The following is a 20,486-nucleotide window of genomic DNA, read 5'->3' on the forward strand; positions in this document are numbered from 1 at the left end:
CATTTAATGCTTTTTGTTGCAGCACCAAATGCCCACACTTATCGACTGTTAATTTTTAAAGATCGTTACTGCTTGCTGCGAAGCGTTTTGTTCATCAGCACAGAAGCGAGATTATGAAGCGTTTCGTACATCTCGTCAACCCCTCGTTTCTTCATCGTTTCGCTTTGCAGCGTTGCGGTGTTTCGCGAGGGACCGAACTATAGCAAAGCCTTGCGCGGTTTGGCAAGTACTTCCTTTTACTTTGCCGTCCAATCCCCGTTTTTTGCAGACTGTCGCAATCGCATGGCGCGCCAGGGCGTGGCTCGTTACACTTGCATCATGTTAAGTGTGAAAGTCGTTCATGTTCCCTACGCCTAAAGTGCAAGACACCCTGAAAACCGCCGGCAGCCTGCTGCATCGCGGCTTTGACGCGACCGCCACCTGGGTCACCCAGCTGTCGTGGTGGAAGTTCCTGGTGTTTGCCGTCCTGATGCTGATTGCCGGCTCCATCCTGCAGGACGAGCTGTTCTCCTCCGGCCCGGTGCAGGACGAGATTGACCGCGGCGCGCACATGCAGAAGCGCAAAAGCGGCGACACGAATATCCTGATCGACGACAGCGGCATCCACTTCAACCCGCGCGGCAAGATTCGCAACAAGAATAGCGAAGATGCCACCCCGCCGGTGGCGGCGCCGGAAGCCCCCGAGGCGCCGGCCGCCCCGGAAGCCCCCGAAGCCCCTGCGGCGCCAGCCAAATCCGGCAAATCCGGCACCGCCTCGGTCCCTGCCCTGCCAACGCTGCCGGGTGAGGAAGTCCATATCGACCTGCCGCCGCAAATCGGCGAGGAACTGTCCAACGCGATTGAAGAAGCGGTGGACGATGCCGCCGAGCAGAAAGTGGCCCGCTACCACGGCCAGGCCTCCACCTGGTTCAAGAGCTTCATCACGCTGCTGGTGCTGGCCCTGTTTGGCACCAAGGCACTGATGGGCGGCAAAAAGCGCGCCGAGGCCGAAACCCAGACCGCCAACGCCGCCGCCGAGCGCGAATCCATGCAGCGCCAGCTGAGCGAAGCCAAGATGCAGATGATGCAGGCGCAAGTCGAGCCGCACTTCCTGTTCAACACCCTGGCCTCGGTCGAGCACCTGATCGAGACCGATCCGCCGCGCGCCTCCGCCATGCAGCGCAGCCTGATCAAATACCTGCGCGCGGTGCTGCCGCAAATGCGCGACAACGCCCTGATCACCAACCTCGGCCGCGAAGCCGACATGGTCGAGGCCTACCTCAACCTGCTGAAAATGCGCATGGAAGAGCGCCTGACCGTGCACTTCGACATCCCGGACGGCCTGCGTACCGCCGCCTTCCCGCCCATGATGCTGCAATCGATGGTGGAAAACGCCATCAAGCACGGCCTGGAAGGCAAGCCGGAAGGCGGGACCCTGAAAGTGCGCGCCGACGTGGCGCACAACAAGCTGCGCGTGATCGTCACCGATGACGGCCTCGGCTTTGGCGCCAAGCCCAGCGACGGCACTGGTCTGGGCCTGAGCAATATCCGCGAGCGCCTCAAGCTGCTGCACGGCGAGCAAGGCCAGTTGCTGATCGCCGCCAACAGCCCGAGCGGTGTGATCGTCACCATCGAAGTGCCCTACCAGCTGGCGGCAAAATCAAGTTAAAATTATTTAAACAACCATCACACCTGAACACGATGCCTACAGCAATCATTGCAGATGACGAACGTTTAATGCGCGACCAGTTGCGCATGCGCCTGGGCCAGGTCTGGCCCGAGCTGGAAATTCTCGGCGAGGCCAAGAACGGCGACGAGGCCATCGAGCTGGTCGACCAGCTCAAGCCGGACTTCACTTTTCTCGACATCCGCATGCCGGGCAAGACCGGCATGGAAGCGGCGGCCATTATTGGCAACAAGAGCAACATCGTGTTCGTGACCGCCTACGACGCCTACGCGGTGGAAGCGTTTGAGCGCGGCGCCATCGACTACGTGCTGAAGCCGCCTGAACAGGAGCGCCTGCAGGTCACGGTCGAGCGCCTGAAAGGCCGCCTGAACAAGCCGGCCGCCGCCAGCGACGTCAACGCCAGCGTGACCGCCATGCTGGCCCAGCTGACCGAAAAGATCGCCGCGCCCAAGCCGCAGCACCTGCAGTGGATCCAGGCCAGCATCGGCCAGGACCTGCGCATGATTCCGGTCGAGGAAATCCTGTTCTTCCGCTCGGACGAGAAATACACCTGCGTGCAGACCGAGAAGTACGAAGCCCTGATCCGCAAGCCGGTGCGCGACCTGGCCGAGGAGCTGGACCCGGCGCTGTTCTGGCAAATCCACCGCGCCACCCTGGTCAACGTCAACGCCATCGAGGGCGTGACGCGCGACATCCGCGGCCGCCACCTGGTGATGATCAAAGGCCGTTCCGACAAGCTGGAAGTCAGCCGCAGCTTCCTGCATCTGTTCAAGCAGATGTAAACGACTGAGTTACATCAACACCCCTGCCGGACGACTGAATTAGTGTGACTCCATGCGGCCCGTTGGCTGCATGGAGACACGCATGGCGCGCCGGCTTCCTCCCCTTCTTCTGCTTGCCGCACTGGCCTTGACCGCGCGCCTGTCGTGGCGCATGGGCTGGTCCTGCGCGCGCACCGCCAGCGCCACGCGGCGCAGCCGCGGCATCATCCAGCATGCCACCGACGCCATCATTTCCACCGACGAGCATCAGCGCATCCTGCAGGTCAACCCTTCGGCAGCCAGCATGTTCGACACCACCGCCCAGGCCATGCAGGGGGCTTCGCTGGCGCAATACATCCCGCGCGACCAGCGTCAGCGCCCCCCCAACGGCGTCGGGCAATACTTTGGCGCCACCGGCATCCGCATGCGCGTCAAGGGCCGCCGCACCAGCGACTATGCGGTGACCGGACTCAAGGCCGGCGGCCAGCACTTCCCGCTGGAAGGCAGCATTTCGTCGCTGAGCGAAAACGGCAAGCGCATCTACACCATCATTTTGCGCGACATTACCGAACGCAAGCAGGTGCAGGAGCGGCTGGAACAATCGTATTCGCAGTTGCGCGAACTGTCGGCGGCGCTGCAGACCATCCGCGAGGAGGAGCGCAAGCACATCGCGCGCGAACTGCACGACGACCTCGGCCAGCTGTTGGCCACGCTGCGCGGCGATCTGGCGCTGCTGCAGCGGCACAGCAGCAACAGCGCTGCCGCCCGCAAGCTGCAAAAAGGCATGGACGAGTTGCTGATGTCAGCCATCACCTCGCTGCGGCGGATCGCCAGCAACCTGCGACCGCGCGCGCTGGATGAAGGAGGCTTGTATTTCGCGCTGGAGAGCTTGCGCCATGATTTTGAAGCGCGCAACAATATCCGCTGCACACTGGACGCCAATGAAGAGGATTTGATACTGGACGATGCCTACAGCACCGCCATCTTCCGCATTGCACAGGAAGCGCTGACCAACATCACCCGCCACGCCGAGGCGCACAAGGTGGCGTTGTCGCTGTATCGCCAGGATGGGGCTTTGCACATCACCATCCACGATGACGGCCGCGGCATCGCCGGGCAGGACATGGACAAGGCCTCGTCCTTCGGCCTGATCGGGATGCGCGAGCGCGTCTGGGCACTGGATGGCGATATCGCCATCGTCAGCGACGGCGGCACCCGGATCATGATCCGGCTGCCGCTGCCGCCCGCCGAAACGGCTTAGACCCGCTTAGAACGCGTGACGCAGGCCGATGTTGAAGGCCTTGTCGCCGCTACCAGCTTCGTTGTTGTTACCCACGGTGTAGCCGGCGCCGTTCTTGTTCTTGATCTTGGCGTAAGCGACGTAAGTCTGGGTACGCTTCGACAGCGAGTACAGGTAACCCAGCGCCCACTGGTCGGCGTCCTGGTTGTTGGCGGTCTTGTCGTTCTTGCGGATGTACGAAGTCATGATGGTGCCGTTGCCAACTGGGATCTGGGCGCCGATCAGGACGTCGTTGCTGTCCAGCGAAGCTTTAGGCGCCACGGTGTAGCCGTAAGCATTGGCCACCGGGATCTGGGCGCTGTTCACGCCTTTGTCCGCACTGTAAGCGAAGTAAGCCTTGATGACTTTGAAGTCGTAGTTGGCGGCGAACATGGTGTTGCGGCCGGTGTCCTGCACCTTGGCCGGGGTGGTGCCGACAGCAACGGTGTCGTTGTTCTTGTTGTTGTACACCAGGCGCGCGTTCAGCGGGCCTTGGCCGTAGTTCAGGCCCAGACCGAACTGGCGGCCGGCGGTCGAGCTGCCAGCCTGCTCGCCCAGGGCGTACAGGGCGTCGGCGCTGAAGCCTTCCATGACCGGGGTCGAGTACACCAGCGCGTTGCTCACGCGGGTGTTGGCGCCGGCGGTAGGGAACAGGTTTTTGATCGAACCAGCATAGCCGGCGCCGAACGGATCAGCCACCTGGCTTTGCGCCAGGTACAGCATGGTGTATTGGCGGCCGATGGTCAGCTGGCCGGCGTCCTTGCTTTTCAGGCCCACGAAGGCTTGACGGTTGAAGATGGTGTTGGCGCTGTCCAGGGTGCCGTCGTCGGCTTTGAAGCCGGTTTCCAGCTGGAAGATGGCCGACAGGCCGTTGCCCAGATCTTCGGTGCCGCGGAAGCCCAGACGGGATTGGCCGCCAATGCCGCTGGTCACTTTGGTCAGGGAGCCGGCCGCACCGCCACGCTCACTAACCACACCGACGTCCACCAGGCCGTAGATGGTCACGTTCGATTGAGCTTGGGCTTGCGCAGCGAAGCCGCCGATGATCAGTGCTGCCAGAGTAAGTTTTTTCACTTGATGTTCTCTACTTAAGGTTGATAGAAACTGCGTGTTGATTCCACGGCCGGAATCATGCCTATCAATTACTTCAACAATGTGACAAAGGTCATTTGTTGTAAATCAACATCAAGTTTGCAAGTTATTTGAGGCGGCAGCTCAACAGATAGTAGTACTGCAGCCGCTCGATGCGGATCTGCTTGGCGTGGTTGGCGAAACGCTTGCGCAGGGTGCTGTCGGTCAGGTAATTCTTCATGATCTCGTAGCGCTGGCCGTCGTCGGCAGTGAGCTGCTGGAAGGTATTGCCCTCCGCATCGGTGCGGGCGATAACGGTGGAGTTGCCATCGACATAAGATTCATCGAGGATGACCAGCAAAATATCCTTGCCCAGCTTGGCGCGCAGGGTCTTCAGGTATTTTTCCTGGTCTTCGCGGCGCACGTGGCACCACAGGTTGCCGATGAAGACGGCGGTGTATTGTCCCTCCATGCCGTCCGGCAGGTTGAAGGCATCCAGCTGGCCGAAGGTGACCACGTCCTCGTCCAGGCCGCGGGTTTCAGCCAGATCCAGCATTTCCTGCGAAATATCGGTGGCGTAGACCGATTCGGCGGTTTCCGAGATCAGATCGGTCCAGTAGGCGGTGCCGCAGCCCAGTTCCAGCACTTTGTGGTCCTGGAACAGCTCGGCCACCATTTCCTGCAAATCGTCGAGGTCATCGTAGCGCTCTTCCTGGGCGTAGACCTGGTCGTAGTTGTCCGCGTTGACGGCGTAATATTGTGTCAACTGGTTGGTAATCATGATGTTGCTTTCTTTATAGTTCGTAATTGTCTTTTTCGCCGCTCATGGCCTGCTCGATCAATTTGCGGTTGAGCGTCGGCGTCAGCAGTTCGATAAAGGTGTAAATATAGCTGCGCAGGTAGGCGCCCTGCTTGACCGCCACCCGCGACACATTCATGCCGAACAGGTGGCCGACCGGGATGGCGCGCAGGTTCTTGTCGCGCTCGGCGTCAAACGCCATGCCGGCAATGATGCCGATCCCCATGCCCAACTCCACGTAAGTCTTGATGACGTCGGCGTCGATGGCTTCCAGCAGCACGTCCAGCTTCAGACCGCGCAGGGAAAACGCGTGGTCGATCTTGCTGCGGCCGGCAAAGGCGCCATCATACGTGATGATGGGGAAAGCCGCGATCTCTTCCAGCGTCGGCTGCTTGTTGCGCAGCAGTGGATGGTCGGGCGGCACCACCACCACGTGCTCCCATTGATAACATGGCAAGGTCACCAGGCCGGTGACGCCGGCGATCGATTCGGTGGCGATGCACAGGTCGGCCTGGTCGCGCTGCACCATCTCGGCAATCTGCTGCGGATTGCCTTGCAACAAAGATAATCTTACTTTTGGAAACTTCTGCATGAAAGCCTGCACCACCTTGGGCAGCGTGTAGCGCGCCTGGGTGTGGGTGGTGGCAATCGTGAAGCTGCCGCTGTCCTGGGCCGCATATTCCTTGCCGATGCGCTTGAGACTGTCGATTTCCTGCATGATCAGCTCGACCGACTCCAGCACCAGCCGCCCCGGCTCGGTCAGGCCGCGGATACGCTTGCCGTGCCGGGTGAAAATATCCACCCCCAGTTCTTCTTCCAGCTCGATAATCGCCTTGGACACGCCCGGCTGCGAGGTAAATAGCGCCTTGGCGGCGTCGGTCAGGTTGTAGTTCTGGCGTACTGCTTCGCGCACAAAGCGCAGCTGGTGAAGGTTCATTGCAGGTCTTGGCCCATCTTAAAATTATTAGCGTCCATGCTTATGCCCAATCCTTATATAAGCAAATAAAGACTAAGTCGTATGGAATAAAGACGAAGTTTATTACTATTAGCGCTAGTTTGGGGAATCAGCGACTATCCAGGAAGAATATTCATGTATCAATACGACCAGTTTGACCACCTCATCATCCGTGAGCGCATCGCCCAGTACCGCGACCAGGTACGCCGCCGCCTGGCCGATGAGCTGACCGAAGCCGAATTCCTGCCACTGCGCTTGCAAAACGGCCTGTACATGCAGCGTCACGCCTACATGCTCCGTATTGCCGTGCCTTACGGTTTGTTGGCAAGTAAGCAAATGCGTATGTTCGCACATATCGCCCGCAAATACGACCGCGGCTATGGTCACTTCACCACCCGTCAAAACATACAGTTTAACTGGATTGAGCTGGAACAGACCCCGGACATCCTGACCGACCTGGCCTCGGTGGAAATGCACGCCATCCAGACCTCGGGCAACTGCATCCGCAACACCACCTCCGATCCCTACGCTGGCGTGGCCGCCGACGAGATCATTGACCCGCGCCCGTACGCCGAAGTGCTGCGCCAGTGGTCGACCTTCCACCCTGAATTCATCGCCCTGCCGCGCAAGTTCAAGGTCGCCATCAACGGCGCCGTGGAAGACCGCGCCGCCATCGCGATTCACGACATCGGTCTGACCGTGGTGCGCAACGAAGCCGGCGAAATCGGCTTCAAGTTCATGGTCGGCGGCGGCATGGGCCGCACCCCGATCATCGGCAGCGTGATCCGCGAATTCCTGCCATGGCAGCACCTGCTGACCTACACCGAAGCCGTGATGCGCGTGTATAACCAGTACGGCCGCCGCGACAACAAGTACAAGGCCCGCATCAAGATCCTGCTGAAAGCCATCGGCGTGGAAGAATTCACCCGTCAGGTCGAGGAAGAATGGGCCGACCTGAAAGATGGCCCGGAAACCCTGACCGTGGAAGAAATGCAGCGCGTGATCGACTACTTCCAGCCGCCGGCCTACAAAACGCTGGAAGACAGCGACGTGGTGGCTGCGCAAGCCGGCAACAAGGCCTTCGCCAACTGGATCAACCGCAACGTCAAGCCACACAAGGTGCCGGGCTACGCGGTCGTGGTGCTGTCGCTGAAGAAGACCGGCGTGCCGCCGGGCGACGCCACCGCCGAGCAGATGGACTTCATGGCCGACCTGGCGGACCGCTACAGCTTTGGCGAACTGCGCGTCACGCACGAGCAGAACGTGGTGCTGGCCGACGTCGAGCAGTCGCAGTTGTTCGCGCTGTGGCAGGAAGCCAAGGCGCACGGCCTGGCGACGCCGAACATCGGCCTGCTGAACGACATGATCTGCTGCCCTGGCGGCGACTTCTGCTCGCTGGCCAACGCCAAGTCGATCCCGATTGCCGCCGCCATCGCCGAGCGCTTCGACAACCTCGACTTCCAGCACGACATCGGCGAGATCGAGCTGAATATCTCCGGCTGCATCAACGCCTGCGGCCACCACCACGTCGGCAATATCGGCGTGCTGGGCGTGGACAAGGACGGCAGCGAATGGTATCAGGTATCGATCGGCGGCGCGCAAGGCAACAACGCCGCCATCGGCAAGATCATCGGCCCGTCGTTCTCCGCGCTGCAAATGCCGGAAGTGATCGACCGCCTGCTGCAGGTCTACCTGCGCGACCGTTTTGAGGGCGAGACCTTCGCCGAATGCGTAGCACGCATCGGTGTCGCCCCGTTCAAGGAATTTGTGTACGCCACGCCGATCGCTGAAAAAGGCGGCCGCCTGGTTGGAGAGGATGAATATGTCTAAGCATTTGATTATCAAGGGCCGTGAAGTTGTAGAAGACGACTGGCAGGTACTGCGTCTGGCCGAACCGGTGGAAGGCGCGCCTGCGCACGATCCGGCCACCGTGGCCGTCCCTGAAGGCAAATTCATCGTGCCACTGAGCCTGTGGCTGGTGCAGCGCGAGCTGCTGGCGGCGCGCACCGCCGCCGGCGAGATCGCGGTGTGGATCGCCTCCGACGAACGTCCTGAAACGCTGAAAGGGCTGCTGGACCAGTTCCCGCTGATCGCCGTCGACTTCCCGAAATTCACCGATGGCCGCGGCTACTCGATCGCCTACAATCTGCGCACCCGCCTGGGCTGGACCGGCGAACTGCGCGCCATTGGCGACGTGCTGCGCGATCAGCTGTTCTCTATGCAGCGCGTGGGCTTTGACGCCTATTCGGTGCGCGCCGACCGCGATCCGCACGACGCGCTGAAAGGCCTGTCCGATTTCTCGGAAACCTACCAGGCTTCGGTCGATCAGAAAGTGCCGCTGTTCCGCCGCCACCCGCGCCCTGCGCCGGCAGCGGTCAACAACGACGGCGCCGGCATTTGATTGGAGTAGTCATGAGTGACCTGAGCAAGCTGATTGCGGACACGCGCGCCACGCTGTCCCGCATCGCCAGCGACTTTAGCACTGCCGTCTTCGCCTCCTCGCTGGCGGCCGAAGACATGGTGCTGACCGACCTGATTCTGAAGGGCGGCTACGACATCGGCATCTTCTCGCTTGAAACCGGCCGTCTGCACAAGGAAACGCTGGACATGCTGGACAAGGTGAAGGCGCATTACGGCTACGATATCGCGGTGTTCAAGCCGCAGGCCGAAGCGGTGGATGCCTACGTTGCGCAGCATGGCCTGAACGCCTTCTACGACAGCGTCGAGATGCGCAAGGAATGCTGCCGCATCCGCAAGGTCGAGCCGCTGGGCCGCGCCCTGTCCGGCAACAAGGCCTGGGTCACGGGCCAGCGCCGCGCGCAAGCCGCCACCCGCTCCTCGCTGATGGTGGAGGAAGACGATCCGGCCCACTTCATGACCAAGTTTAATCCGCTGGCCGACTGGTCGGAGGAAGATGTGTGGAACTACATCCGCGAGAACAAGGTGCCGTACAACGCGCTGCATGATCAGGGTTATCCATCGATCGGCTGCGAGCCATGTACCCGCGCCATCCAGCCGGGTGAAGATGTCCGCGCCGGCCGCTGGTGGTGGGAGAATCCGGAATCGAAAGAATGCGGCCTGCACGTGGTGGACGGTAAACTGATACGCATTAAATCTGTCGCAGCTTGAAAGAATTCAAATGAACGCTCTAGTAGAAAACAACGCGCACGTCAATTCGCGCCACCTCGACGCACTGGAATCGGAAGCGATCCACATCATGCGCGAAGTCGCTGCCGAATGCAGCAACCCTGCCCTGCTGTTCTCGGGCGGTAAGGACTCGGTGGTCCTGCTGCGCATCGCGGAGAAGGCTTTCCGTCCGGGTAAATTCCCGTTCCCGCTGGTGCACGTCGATACCGGCCACAATTTTGAAGAAGTCATCACCTTCCGCGACAAGCGCGTGGCCGAACTGGGCGAACGCCTGATCGTCGGTTCGGTGGAAGAATCGATCCGCAAGGGCACCGTGCGCCTGCGCAATCCGCAGACCGATTCGCGCAATGCCGCGCAGGCGGTGACGCTGCTGGAAACCATCGCCGAACACGGCTTCGACGCCTGCATCGGCGGCGCCCGCCGCGATGAAGAGAAGGCCCGCGCCAAGGAGCGCATCTTCTCCTTCCGCGATGAATTCGGCCAGTGGGATCCGAAGTCGCAGCGCCCGGAATTGTGGGACCTGTATAACACCCGCGTGCATCCGGGCGAGAACATGCGCGTGTTCCCGATCTCCAACTGGACCGAGCTGGATGTGTGGCAGTACATCGCCCGCGAAAAGCTGGAACTGCCGCCGATCTACTTCGCGCACGAGCGCCAGGTCATTCCCCGCAACGGCCTGCTGGTGCCGCTGACCGATCTGACCCCGGCACGCGAAGGCGAAACCGTCGAAACCCAGGTGGTGCGCTTCCGCACTGTGGGCGATATCTCCTGCACCTGCCCGGTGTCCTCGGACGCGGCAACCGTGGAGCAGATCATCGCTGAAACCGCGATCACCCAGGTGACCGAACGCGGCGCCACCCGCATGGACGACCAGACGTCCGAAGCCTCGATGGAAAAACGTAAAAAAGCAGGATACTTCTAATGACCACCACTACTCACGAACAAAGCCTGCTGCGCTTCATCACCGCCGGTTCCGTCGACGACGGCAAGTCCACCCTGATCGGCCGCCTGCTGTTCGACAGCAAAGGCATTTTTGCCGACCAGCTGGACGCCATGTCGCGCTCCAAGCACAAACGCACGGTGGGCGACACTGTCGACCTGTCGCTGCTGACCGACGGCCTGGAAGCCGAACGCGAACAAGGCATCACCATCGACGTGGCCTACCGCTACTTCGCCACGCCGAAGCGCAAGTTCATCATCGCCGACACGCCCGGCCACGAGCAGTACACCCGCAACATGGTGACCGGCGCCTCGACCGCCGACGCCGTGATCATCCTGGTGGACGTGTCGAAAGTGAAGCTGCGCGAGGATGGCGGCGTCGACCTGCTGATTCAGACCAAGCGCCACTCGACCATCGCCCACCTGCTGCAGATCGAGCACGTGATCGTGGCCGTCAACAAGATGGACCTGGTGAACTACGACCAGGACATTTACAACCGCATCGTCAAAGCCTACGGCGAGTTTGCCGCCTCGCTGGGCCTGAAGGACATCACGCCGATTCCGCTGTCCGCCCTGACCGGCGACAACGTGGTGGAAAAGAGCGAGAAGCTGGACTGGTATCAGGGGCCAACCCTGATCGAGCTGCTGGAATCGCTGTCGGTGTACGACGAATCGCACGACGCGCCGTTCCGCTTCCCGGTGCAGCTGGTGGCGCGTCACAACGGCCACGAAGCCAACGACTTCCGCGGCTACATGGGCCGCATTGAAGCGGGCAAGGTGTCGGTGGGCGACAAGCTGGTGGTGCAGCCATCGGGTCAGAGCGCGACCGTGAAGGACATCGTCACGCTGGAAGGTTCGCATCAGTCGGCGGTGGCGGGACAGTCGGTCACGCTGTTGCTGGAAGAGTACCTGGACATCTCGCGCGGCGACCTGCTGGCCAGCGCCGACCAGCCGGCCACGCAGCTCAAGCAACTGAAAGCCGATGTGTGCTGGATGTCCGACGAGCCGCTGGACGTGCGCCGCAAGTACTGGATCAAGCATGGCACCAGGCAGACCTCGGCCAAGGTGAAGGCCATCGAGTCGCTGCTGGACATCAATACCCAGCAGCGCCACAGCGCCGATGGCCTGAAGCTGAACGACATCGCCACCATTGAGCTGAGCGTGCAGCAGCCGCTGGCCGCCGACGCCTACAGCGACATCCGCGCGACCGGCGCCTTCATCCTGATCGATGAAGTAACGCACCAGACTGTCGCCGCCGGCATGATCCGTCTGTAACCGTCATCATCGTCATCCCGGCGCAGGCCGGGATCCATGCTGAGCATGCGTGCCAGCGCTCTATGGATTCCGGCCTGCGCCGGAATGACGACGCCACCGCCAACAAAAGAATCCCGCCATGGCCACTCCTGGAAAAGTGTATCTGATCGGCGCCGGCCCCGGCGCGCAGGATCTCATTACCCTGCGCGGCGCGCGCCTGCTGGCGCAGGCCGACATCGTGCTGCACGATGCGCTGGTGACGCCGGAAATGCTGGATCTGTGCCCGCAGGCCGAGAAAATCCCGGTCGGCAAACGCAGCGGCCAGCGTTCGGTGGCCCAGCAGGTCATCAACCAGCAGCTGGTGGAAGCGGCGCAACGCGCGCAGCTGGTGGTGCGCCTGAAAGGCGGCGACCCGATGATGTTTGGCCGCGCCGACGAGGAATTGCGCGCGCTGGAAGAAGCCGGCATCGAGGTGGACATCGTCCCCGGCATCACCACCGCGCTGGCCGCGGCGGCCGCCGCCAAACAGCCGCTGACCAAGCGCGGCATCGCCCGCAGCGTGGCGTTCTTCACCTCCTCCACCGCGCCGGAGCACTCGGACCACGACGCCATTCCGGAAACCGACACCCTGATCCAGTACATGGGCGGACGCGAAGCCATCGCCACCGCCGAGCGCCTGCTGGCGCACGGCCATGCGCCGGACAAGCCGGTGGTGGTGATCGAAAACGTCAGCCGCGCCGATCAGCAGATCCAGCGCATGACCATCGCCCAGCTGACGCAGGGTCTGGGAACGCCGCACGGACCGGTGCTGGTGATGATCGGCGAAGCCATGCGCCCGCGTGAGCATCAGCGAGATTAGCAAGGCAATAGTCATCCAACTCCGCGCCTGACTTCCATTTTTCAGTATTAGAATAGCCATTCCCACCACCTGAGGTAGTAATGGACATCGTTCAAAGACTGGAAAGCGCCTGGCAAACCCACGCCGAGGGCCATTTTGAAGCCGCCTTGCAGGAATATCGCGCGCTATTCGATGACGCCGAGGCAGCCTCGCTGCGCCTGTCCTACATCCTGGCCGCCTGGGCCAAGCTGGCCGAGGAATACCTGCCGGCCCACCATGCGCTGGTGGACCTGCGCAACCGCCTGACCGCCGAGCTGCAGTCAGCGCCGCAGCTGTTCCATGACATCCGCATTATCAATGACAAGCTGGGCGACCTGCAGAACACCTACCACTTGTTCAAGACCCTGCCGGAAACACAGGCGCAGCAAAATGCGCGTGCCGCCCTGCCCTCCATCATGGCTTGCGGCGACTACGCGCTGGCGCGCCGCTACCTGCCGCAGCCCGAGCACCATCTGGCGCTGGCGGCGATGCAGCTGAATGAGCTGAAGAACAACATCAATGTGCTGACCAACGAAGGCATGGCCGACATGCTGGCCGAAGTGTTCAACTACACCACCGAAGTGACGCTGGTGCTGGACTTGCTGAACGGCTGCGGCGATACTGACGCCGCGGCGATCGCACGCCAGCAGGCCGTATCGCTGGTGCAGTCGCCGGAAGCGCGCGCCTGCGTGCAGGCGGAGCTGGATGCTCCCGGCACCACGCTGGACGCCATGGTTGAACTCCAAAACTCGGTAACCGCATAGTGAAAAAGATTGTCGCCCAAGTTCTCCTGCTCGCCTCCCTGCTGCCTTCAGCCCATGCGGCCATCCCCACTTACGACTACAAAGTCGTGCGCAGCTATCCGCACGATGCACAGGCCTTCACCGAGGGACTGCTGTACCGCGACGGCTTCCTGTACGAGAGCACGGGCCTGAATGGCAAATCGTCGATCCGCAAGGTCGATCTGGCCTCGGGCAAAGTCCTGCAAAGCAAAGACATCCCGCCACAGTATTTCGGCGAAGGCCTGACGGTATGGGGCGACACCCTGGTGGGCCTGACCTGGCAAACCCAGACCGGCTTTGTATTCGACCTGAAGACCTTTGAGCTGAAAAGCCAGTTCGCCTATCCCGGCGAGGGCTGGGGCCTGACCCACAACGGCAAGGAACTGATCATGAGCGACGGCAGCTCGACGCTGCGCTTCCTTGATCCGAAAACCTTCCTTGAAGTGCGCCGCATCAAGGTGACGGCAGACGGCATCGCGGTCGATCAGCTGAACGAGCTGGAAGTGGTGGAAGGCGAAATCTACGCCAACATCTGGCACACGAACACCATTGCACGCATCGATCCCGCAAGCGGCAAGATCATTGGCTGGATCGACTTCGGCAAACTCTATCCCGACGCCGGCAAAGGCCAGAACGCCGAAAACGTCATGAACGGCATTGCCTACGACGCCGACAAAAAGCGCCTGTTCGTCACCGGCAAACTGTGGCCGAAAATTTACGAAGTCAAAATCGTTCCTCGAAAATAAAGCCCATGACCAAGCGCGCCTGGATTGGTATCGCAAGTCTGACGCTGGCGGCAACGGCGACGGCGCAGACGCAGGACCCCAGTCTGCCGCTATGGGAAGCGGGCCTGTTTGGCGGCGCGGCCACCACACCGGCCTACCCCGGCGCCGAAGACCGCTCGACCCGCGCGCTGGTGCTGCCGATGCTGATCTACCGCGGCAAGGTGCTGCGCTCCGACCGCTCCGGCATCGGCGCGCGCCTGATCAATACCGACCGCGTTGAACTGGATGTGGGCTTTGCCGTTTCGCTGCCGGCACGCTCAAAGGACGTGGCAGCGCGCGACGGCATGCCGGACCTGAACTCGCTGCTGGAATTCGGCCCGCGCCTGAAGGTGCAACTGCCCGGGCACACGCGGCTGGAACTGCCACTGCGGTTGCCGCTTGAGCTGCGCAATGGCTTTGAGCGCCGCGGCCTGGTATTCGAGCCGCGCCTGGTATTTGAAACCGCCGGCGCGGGCGGCAAATGGACGGCCGATGCCAGTATCGGCGCAGTCTATGGCAATACAAAACTGAATCAGTATTTTTACGAGGTCGCGCCGCAATACGCTACCGCCGCACGCCCACAGTATCAGGCCAGCGGCGGCCTGATGATGACGCGCCTCGGCCTGAGCCTGTCGCGCCGGCTGTCGCCTGACTGGCGCATCTTCGGCTTCACCCGCTACGACAATCTGAGCCATGCCGCCAACCGCGACAGCCCACTGTTCCGCAAGAGCAGCGGCCTGTCAGCCGGCATCGGCTTCAGCTGGACCGCACACCGTTCAGCGGCGCGGGCGTGGGAATGAGCGGCGATCAGCCGGGCAAGGCGCCAACGCAGTAGTCGGACAGCGCTTGCAGCACGGCGGCGTTTTCACCGGCCGCTTCCACCACCTTGAGACTCACCTGCGGATAGGCCACGCGCAGGTCGTCCAGCATCACCGGCAGGTCGCGCAGCACATGGCCGCCCTGGCCGAGGAATACCGGCACCACGGTGATGTCGTTGATGCCGCCGGCGGTCAATGCAGCCACCAGCTCCGGCAGACGTGGCGACATCAGCTCCAGAAACGCCAGCTCCACCTTTACCTGCGGTTCGCGCGCCTGCGTCATATCACGCAGGCGTTCAAACGGCGCGGCCCATGACGCGGCACGGGCGCCGTGGGCAAACAGAATCAGTGCGCGTTGAGTATTCATCAGTGTCGCTCCACCCACCACATGGCCCATATCGCCAGCAGCAGGAATAATAAACTTGGCGCGATCGCGGTCAGGATCGCCGGCCAGGTACTCAGCACGCCCAGGTGCGAGAACAGTGTATTCACCAGCAGGAAGCTCACGCCCAGCATGATGCCGAGGAAGATCTTCAGGCTGACGCCGCCGCTGCGCGTGTGCAGATAGCCAAACGGCAGCGCCAGCGCCATCAGCACAAAAATCGCCAGCGGATCGAACAGCTTTTTCCAGAACGCGATCTTGAAGCGCTCGGTTTCCTGCTTGTTCTCCTGCAGGTGGCGGGTGTACACCGCCAGTTCGTTGGCCGACATGCGCTCCGGGTCCGAGCGCGACACCGACAGGATCTTCGGCGTAATCTCGGACAGCAGATCCTTGGTGGCGCTGCGGCGCGTCTCGATCATGCTCGATTCCTGCGCGTAGTTGTTCGCCAGCGTGGCCTCGATGCCTGGCTTGAGCAGCTCTGGATTGGTGAAGATATTTTCCGTCACATCCTTCAGCAGCCACTTGTTATTGCCCTGGAAGGTACCCGACTTGGCCAGTGTGATGGAGCGCAGGCGGAAGCTGGTATCGAACTCGTACAGCTTGACATCGATCAGCGTGCCGTCCGGACGCACCTCGCGCACGTTGAAGAAGCGTGAGCCCAGCACCGTGCCGGTCATGCCTTCCGACTTCACGATATCCTTGGTCCACAAGCCGGAACGGAACTCGGTGGAGATGGCCGCGCCGCGCGCGGTCAGCTTGAATTTTTCCGCCAGCGGCGCGGTGCGCGGCACCACCAGCTCGCCGACGATGAAGGTCAGGATCACCAGCACCAGGCCGATCTTCGCCAGCATCCACGCCACCATCCCTGTCGACATGCTGGAGGCGCGCATGATGGTGAATTCCGACGTCGCCGCAAACTGCGCCATCGTGTAAATGGTGCCGATCAGCGCCGCCAGCGGCATCACCTCATACACGTGGCCCGGCAGCTGCACCAGCACGTACATGAAGGCATATTGCACCGCGTAGCCATTCTTGCCGACCTTCGGCAGTTCGCCGGTCAGGTCCATGAAGGCTTGCAGCGCCAGGAAGGCCACCAGTACAAAGGCGACCGCTTGCAGTATCGAGACCGCGAAATAGCGTTGCAGGATTTTCATTGCGATACAGCCTTCTTGTCAGCGCCATGGCGGCTGCGCTTGAGCGCAGCCAGCAACGCCAGCGGGTGATAACGATGGTTCAGGTTCAGGCGCCACGCGAACAGGGCAAACACCAGCAGCAACGCCACCAGGTGCAGCGGCCACCACGACACCGCAAACGCCGCCTTGCCCTGCCGGACGCTGGCCTCGATCAGTTTGACGAAGTTGTTATAGCTGAAGAAGATCAGCAGCGCGATGATCAGATTGGCCGAGCTGCCGGCACGCGGATTGACAAAGCCCAGCGGAATCGCCAGCAGGATCAGCACCAGGCAGGTGAGCGGCGAGGCTGCGCGCCACAACAGCTCCGCGCGCGCGGCGTTGCTGGTGTCATTCAGCAGCTGCATGGTGGGCGTGCTGTCGGTATCGCGGTCGCCGTCCAGCTCCTGGGTTTGACTGGTGACGCGCATGCTGTAGCTCTCGAACTCCATGGTCTGGAAGTCCGCCTGCCCCGGCGTGCCCTGGTAACGGCGGCCGTTTTTCAGCACCAGATATTTTTCGCCTTTCGGCCCGGCGTTGATCACGCCCTCGCGCGCGACGATGACGGCCGTGCCCTTTTCATCGACCGTGTTGACGAACACGTTCTGCACCACCGCCGTCTTGCCGGCCACGCCTTCCACAAAGAAGATGCGATTGGCCGATGCCGATTCCTTGAACTGGCCGGGCGAGACCTTCTGCAGGTCCTCGCGCTTTTCAAAGCGCTCCACGTATTCCGAGCTTTTCTGCTTGGCCCACGGCGTGGCGACAAAACTCAGCATGCCGGTCAGGATCACGATCGGCAGGCCAAAAGTCAGAACCGGGACTATCCATTTGGTGAGCGACAGGCCGGACGCGAACCACACCACCATTTCGGAATCGCGGTAAGTCCGCGTCACCACCATCAGCACAGAAATAAAGCTGGTGAGGATGAGGATAGTTGGCAGATAATTCAGCGTTGCGAACACGATCAGCGCGATCACGTCACTGGACGCCACCTTGCCGCCGGCGGCCTTGCCGAGGACGGCGATCAGGGTCCAGGTCACGCAGATGCTGAACAGGACCGTGAAGGAAGCGCCGGCCGTATTGGCCATTTCACGTCGTAGGGCGCGTTGAAAGATCATTGAAGATTATAATTCGGTAGTTTGGCTCATATATAAGCTATATGGGACCATAAAAGTTTTAAGTACGTACACGACACGGAGAATCAAATGGACTTTAGCATAAAAGCATTCGACACAAAAAACACCATCGCTACGGCCAAAGCCGGCGTCATCGCCGTCGCGGTCTTCGAGAACAAGAAGCTGTCGCAAGCTGCCAAGGCGCTGGATGGCGCTGGTGAAATCACCGCTGCGCTGAAGTCCGGCGACATTACCGGCAAAACCGGCACCACTCTGCTGCTGCGCGGCCTGAAAGGCGCCGCCGCCGAGCGCGTGCTGCTGGTCGGCCTGGGCAGCGACGAGGCGGTCAGCGAGAAAAGCTTTGCCGGCGGCGTGGCTGCGACACTCAAGGCATTCTCCTCCCTCGGCACGAGCGACGCTATTATCGCACTGCCGATGACCGAAGTGAAAGAGCGCGACGTCAATTGGGCGATCCGCAATGTGGTGCAGAGCGCCCATGAATCGGTGTTCCGTACCGATGGTCAAAAGAGCAAGAAGGATCCGGCACCTGCCGGCGTGAAGAAGATCGCCCTGGCCGTGCCAAACAGCGCCGCCACCAAGCTGGCGCTGGCGCAGGCCGTGGCCATCGCCAACGGCATGGACCTGACCAAGGAACTGGGCAACACCTCGGCCAACGTCTGCACCCCTACCCACCTGGCCAACGTTGCCAAGAAACTGGGCAAGGATTACAAGTTCGACGTCGAGGTACTGGACCGCAAACAGCTGGAAGCGCTGAAAATGAACAGCTTCCTGTCGGTCACCAACGGCAGCGAGCAGCCGCCGAAATTCATCGTCATGAAACACATGGGCGGCAAGGCCAAGGATGCGCCGGTGGTGCTGGTCGGTAAAGGCATCACCTTCGACACCGGCGGCATCTCGCTCAAGCCAGGTCCTGGCATGGACGAGATGAAGTACGACATGGGCGGCGCCGCGTCGGTGCTGGGCACCTTCCGCGCCATCGGCGAGATGAACCTGAAGCTGAACGTGATCGGCATCATCGCTTCGTGCGAGAACATGCCATCGGGCCGCGCCACCAAGCCGGGCGACATCGTCACCTCGATGAACGGCCTGACCATCGAGATCCTGAACACCGACGCCGAAGGCCGCCTGATTCTGTGCGACGCCCTGACCTACGCCGAGCGCTTCAATCCGGCCGCCGTGATCGACATCGCCACCCTGACCGGCGCCTGCATCGTCGCCCTGGGCCACCATAAGAGCGGCCTGTTCACGCGCGACGACGAAGTGCACAACAAGCTGGCCGACGAGATTCTGGCCGCCGGCAAGAACGCCAGCGACACCGCATGGCGCCTGCCGATCGGTGAAGAGTACAACGAGCAGCTGAAGTCCAACTTTGCCGACCTGGCCAACATCGGCACGCCGGGCGGCGCCTCGTGCACCGCGGCGGCGTTCCTGGAAAACTTCACCCGCAAGTACACCTGGGCGCACCTGGACATCGCCGGCACCGCGTGGAAATCGGGTGGTAACAAAGGCGCGACCGGCCGTCCGGTGCCGCTGCTGTCGAACTTCCTGATTAATCGGGCCAGCTAAGCGCTCGAACCAGGCGTTCGCATTAATCAGAACAGGGTCACGCCGGGCGCCGGCGTCGGCCCCTCCTCCTTCTCCTGCGCGGGATGCATGACAACGGTCAGCGTGGCCGGATAGTCATAGCCTGCGCCGGTATTCCGGTCCACCACATAGCCCACGCCGGCCGTCAGTGCCAGATTGCCCCACAGGTTGGCGTCCGCCCTGGACTCGACCTTCTCATATGCCCAGCCCTTGCCCGCCTTCTGGCAGTCGATGCGCAGCGGCCCCGCGCTCTTGCGCAGCGTGACGCGGCCCGGCGTCGTCACAAACCATTTGCCCACATCGTTATACAGCACGCAGCCGACACCAGCGATCTCGCGATGATCGAGCACGGTTTGCACCATGACGCTTTGTTCGGTGGATTCTGTCAGGGAAGCGCAGCCGGCCAGCAAGGCCAGTAGCGCGGTGACCGCGAAGGCGGGGCGGAGATACATGGTCTGTCTCGGAAAATGGAGTCAGACCAGTGTACCAGCCCGCCGGCGGTTTTATTCGCTTAATCAAGCGGCGTAAAGCGTTGCACTTTACGCCTTATGGCTCACGCGTTGTGGCGGTCCGGCGTTTTGGCAGCGACCGGCGCATCGACCTGTTCCTGCTGCTTCTTCTTCAGGCCCTGCACCACTTTCAGGATGTCGTCCATGCCGCGCTCACCGCCCAGCGAGGAAAACGCATCCAGCACTTCGTTCAAGACCTGATTGCGCACGGCGGCTTCGTCAGGCTTGATTGCAGGCGGACGCTGCACGGCTTCGGCGGCGCGCTTTTCAGCAGCGGCGGCCTCTTTTTGCGCGGCGGTCTTTCGGCCGCCCGGCGCTTTGCCATGCTCCAGCGCCGCTTGCCAGATAACCCAGCGGCGTTGCGTTTCGAAGACCAGATATTCATCTGGCTTGTCTTCACGGCGACGAACGATATGGCCGTCGCGCTGTGCCCATGCCTCAAATGCAGATCGCATTTTTTATTCCTTTGCAAATGCGCTAAGCGCGATTCACTGTAAAAACGACTGTTTATTTCCGTATAGTATCATTTATTGCGTCGTCACAACGCAAAAATATACAATATTGATGTTTTCTTAGTTGCTAAACGGAAAC

General features: G+C 61.5%; 21 protein-coding genes. 13 read left to right on the forward strand and 8 right to left on the reverse strand.

The window, feature by feature from the left end; all coding sequences use genetic code 11:
- Positions 1-340: 340 nt before the first annotated feature.
- The 3 genes from ABDW57_RS15485 to ABDW57_RS15495 all read left to right on the forward strand — a co-directional run bounded on the left by ABDW57_RS15485 (position 341) and on the right by ABDW57_RS15495 (position 3,688).
- Positions 341-1,648, forward strand: a complete 1,308-nt coding sequence (locus ABDW57_RS15485) for a histidine kinase (RefSeq protein ID WP_343731075.1) — start codon at positions 341-343, stop codon at positions 1,646-1,648.
- Positions 1,649-1,680: 32 nt separating this feature from the next.
- Entirely contained in the window at positions 1,681-2,448 is a 768-nt protein-coding gene (locus ABDW57_RS15490; protein ID WP_343731076.1) for a LytTR family DNA-binding domain-containing protein, read from the forward strand.
- 82 nt (positions 2,449-2,530) lie between these two features.
- Positions 2,531-3,688 carry a PAS domain-containing sensor histidine kinase gene (locus ABDW57_RS15495; RefSeq protein ID WP_343731077.1) on the forward strand — a complete coding sequence of 386 codons (1,158 nt, stop codon included), beginning with the start codon at positions 2,531-2,533 and terminating at the stop codon, positions 3,686-3,688.
- Positions 3,689-3,694: 6 nt separating this feature from the next.
- On the opposite strand, the gene ABDW57_RS15500 is transcribed toward ABDW57_RS15495, so the two are convergent.
- The 3 genes from ABDW57_RS15500 to ABDW57_RS15510 all read right to left on the reverse strand — a co-directional run bounded on the left by ABDW57_RS15500 (position 3,695) and on the right by ABDW57_RS15510 (position 6,513).
- Complete coding sequence (locus ABDW57_RS15500; protein ID WP_343731240.1) at positions 3,695-4,756, reverse strand: porin; 1,062 nt, start codon at positions 4,754-4,756, stop codon at positions 3,695-3,697.
- A gap of 148 nt (positions 4,757-4,904) precedes the next feature.
- Positions 4,905-5,558 (reverse strand): class I SAM-dependent methyltransferase, encoded by a 654-nt coding sequence (locus tag ABDW57_RS15505; protein WP_343731078.1) that lies wholly within the window; start codon positions 5,556-5,558, stop codon positions 4,905-4,907.
- 13 nt (positions 5,559-5,571) lie between these two features.
- Positions 5,572-6,513 carry a CysB family HTH-type transcriptional regulator gene (locus tag ABDW57_RS15510; protein ID WP_343731079.1) on the reverse strand — a complete coding sequence of 314 codons (942 nt, stop codon included), beginning with the start codon at positions 6,511-6,513 and terminating at the stop codon, positions 5,572-5,574.
- A 153-nt stretch (positions 6,514-6,666) separates the two neighbouring features.
- On the opposite strand from ABDW57_RS15510, the gene ABDW57_RS15515 reads away from it, so the two are divergent.
- The 9 genes from ABDW57_RS15515 to ABDW57_RS15555 all read left to right on the forward strand — a co-directional run bounded on the left by ABDW57_RS15515 (position 6,667) and on the right by ABDW57_RS15555 (position 15,094).
- The gene (locus ABDW57_RS15515) at positions 6,667-8,361 is read left to right on the forward strand and encodes a nitrite/sulfite reductase (protein WP_343731080.1); all 1,695 of its coding nucleotides are present in this window, start codon (positions 6,667-6,669) and stop codon (positions 8,359-8,361) included.
- Positions 8,348-8,932: a DUF934 domain-containing protein gene (locus ABDW57_RS15520; protein ID WP_343731081.1), complete on the forward strand. Its 585-nt coding sequence runs from the start codon at positions 8,348-8,350 to the stop codon at positions 8,930-8,932. The genes ABDW57_RS15515 and ABDW57_RS15520 overlap by 14 nt, the downstream gene beginning before the upstream one ends.
- 11 nt (positions 8,933-8,943) lie before the next feature.
- On the forward strand, positions 8,944-9,660 hold the full coding sequence (locus ABDW57_RS15525; RefSeq protein ID WP_343731082.1) for a phosphoadenylyl-sulfate reductase: 717 nt from the start codon (positions 8,944-8,946) through the stop codon (positions 9,658-9,660).
- Positions 9,661-9,670: 10 nt separating this feature from the next.
- On the forward strand, positions 9,671-10,600 hold the full coding sequence (gene cysD / locus ABDW57_RS15530) for a sulfate adenylyltransferase subunit CysD (RefSeq protein WP_161011862.1): 930 nt from the start codon (positions 9,671-9,673) through the stop codon (positions 10,598-10,600).
- Positions 10,600-11,892: a GTP-binding protein gene (locus ABDW57_RS15535; RefSeq protein WP_343731083.1), complete on the forward strand. Its 1,293-nt coding sequence runs from the start codon at positions 10,600-10,602 to the stop codon at positions 11,890-11,892. Before cysD ends, ABDW57_RS15535 begins: the two co-directional genes overlap by 1 nt.
- A gap of 118 nt (positions 11,893-12,010) precedes the next feature.
- Positions 12,011-12,730, forward strand: coding sequence for a uroporphyrinogen-III C-methyltransferase (cobA, locus tag ABDW57_RS15540; RefSeq protein ID WP_343731084.1), 720 nt, complete (start codon positions 12,011-12,013; stop codon positions 12,728-12,730).
- An 80-nt stretch (positions 12,731-12,810) separates the two neighbouring features.
- Entirely contained in the window at positions 12,811-13,512 is a 702-nt protein-coding gene (locus ABDW57_RS15545) for a hypothetical protein (protein ID WP_343731085.1), read from the forward strand.
- Positions 13,512-14,276: a glutaminyl-peptide cyclotransferase gene (locus ABDW57_RS15550; RefSeq protein ID WP_343731086.1), complete on the forward strand. Its 765-nt coding sequence runs from the start codon at positions 13,512-13,514 to the stop codon at positions 14,274-14,276. The genes ABDW57_RS15545 and ABDW57_RS15550 overlap by 1 nt, the downstream gene beginning before the upstream one ends.
- Positions 14,277-14,281: 5 nt before the next feature.
- On the forward strand, positions 14,282-15,094 hold the full coding sequence (locus ABDW57_RS15555) for a MipA/OmpV family protein (protein ID WP_343731087.1): 813 nt from the start codon (positions 14,282-14,284) through the stop codon (positions 15,092-15,094).
- 7 nt (positions 15,095-15,101) lie between these two features.
- Here ABDW57_RS15555 and ABDW57_RS15560 read toward each other — a convergent pair whose 3' ends face one another.
- Genes ABDW57_RS15560 through lptF form a run of 3 tightly spaced genes read right to left on the reverse strand, consistent with a single transcriptional unit; the run spans position 15,102 to position 17,784 of the window.
- The gene (locus tag ABDW57_RS15560; RefSeq protein ID WP_343731088.1) at positions 15,102-15,479 is read right to left on the reverse strand and encodes a CbiX/SirB N-terminal domain-containing protein; all 378 of its coding nucleotides are present in this window, start codon (positions 15,477-15,479) and stop codon (positions 15,102-15,104) included.
- Positions 15,479-16,648: an LPS export ABC transporter permease LptG gene (gene lptG / locus ABDW57_RS15565; protein WP_343731089.1), complete on the reverse strand. Its 1,170-nt coding sequence runs from the start codon at positions 16,646-16,648 to the stop codon at positions 15,479-15,481. The genes ABDW57_RS15560 and lptG overlap by 1 nt, the downstream gene beginning before the upstream one ends.
- Entirely contained in the window at positions 16,645-17,784 is a 1,140-nt protein-coding gene (gene lptF, locus ABDW57_RS15570; protein WP_343731090.1) for an LPS export ABC transporter permease LptF, read from the reverse strand. Before lptF ends, lptG begins: the two co-directional genes overlap by 4 nt.
- Before the next feature lie 87 nt (positions 17,785-17,871).
- Here lptF and ABDW57_RS15575 point away from each other — a divergent pair, with 87 nt between their 5' ends.
- Entirely contained in the window at positions 17,872-19,368 is a 1,497-nt protein-coding gene (locus ABDW57_RS15575; protein ID WP_343731091.1) for a leucyl aminopeptidase, read from the forward strand.
- 26 nt (positions 19,369-19,394) lie between these two features.
- Here the strand turns inward: ABDW57_RS15575 and ABDW57_RS15580 are convergent, their stop codons facing one another.
- Positions 19,395-19,838, reverse strand: a complete 444-nt coding sequence (locus ABDW57_RS15580; protein ID WP_343731092.1) for a hypothetical protein — start codon at positions 19,836-19,838, stop codon at positions 19,395-19,397.
- Between the two features lie 101 nt (positions 19,839-19,939).
- Positions 19,940-20,350, reverse strand: a complete 411-nt coding sequence (locus ABDW57_RS15585) for a hypothetical protein (RefSeq protein ID WP_343731093.1) — start codon at positions 20,348-20,350, stop codon at positions 19,940-19,942.
- Between the last annotated feature and the right edge of the window lie 136 nt (positions 20,351-20,486).

Origin of the sequence: Duganella sp. (assembly GCF_039595735.1) — a bacterium.
In the GTDB taxonomy this organism is placed as follows: domain Bacteria; phylum Pseudomonadota; class Gammaproteobacteria; order Burkholderiales; family Burkholderiaceae_D; genus Rugamonas.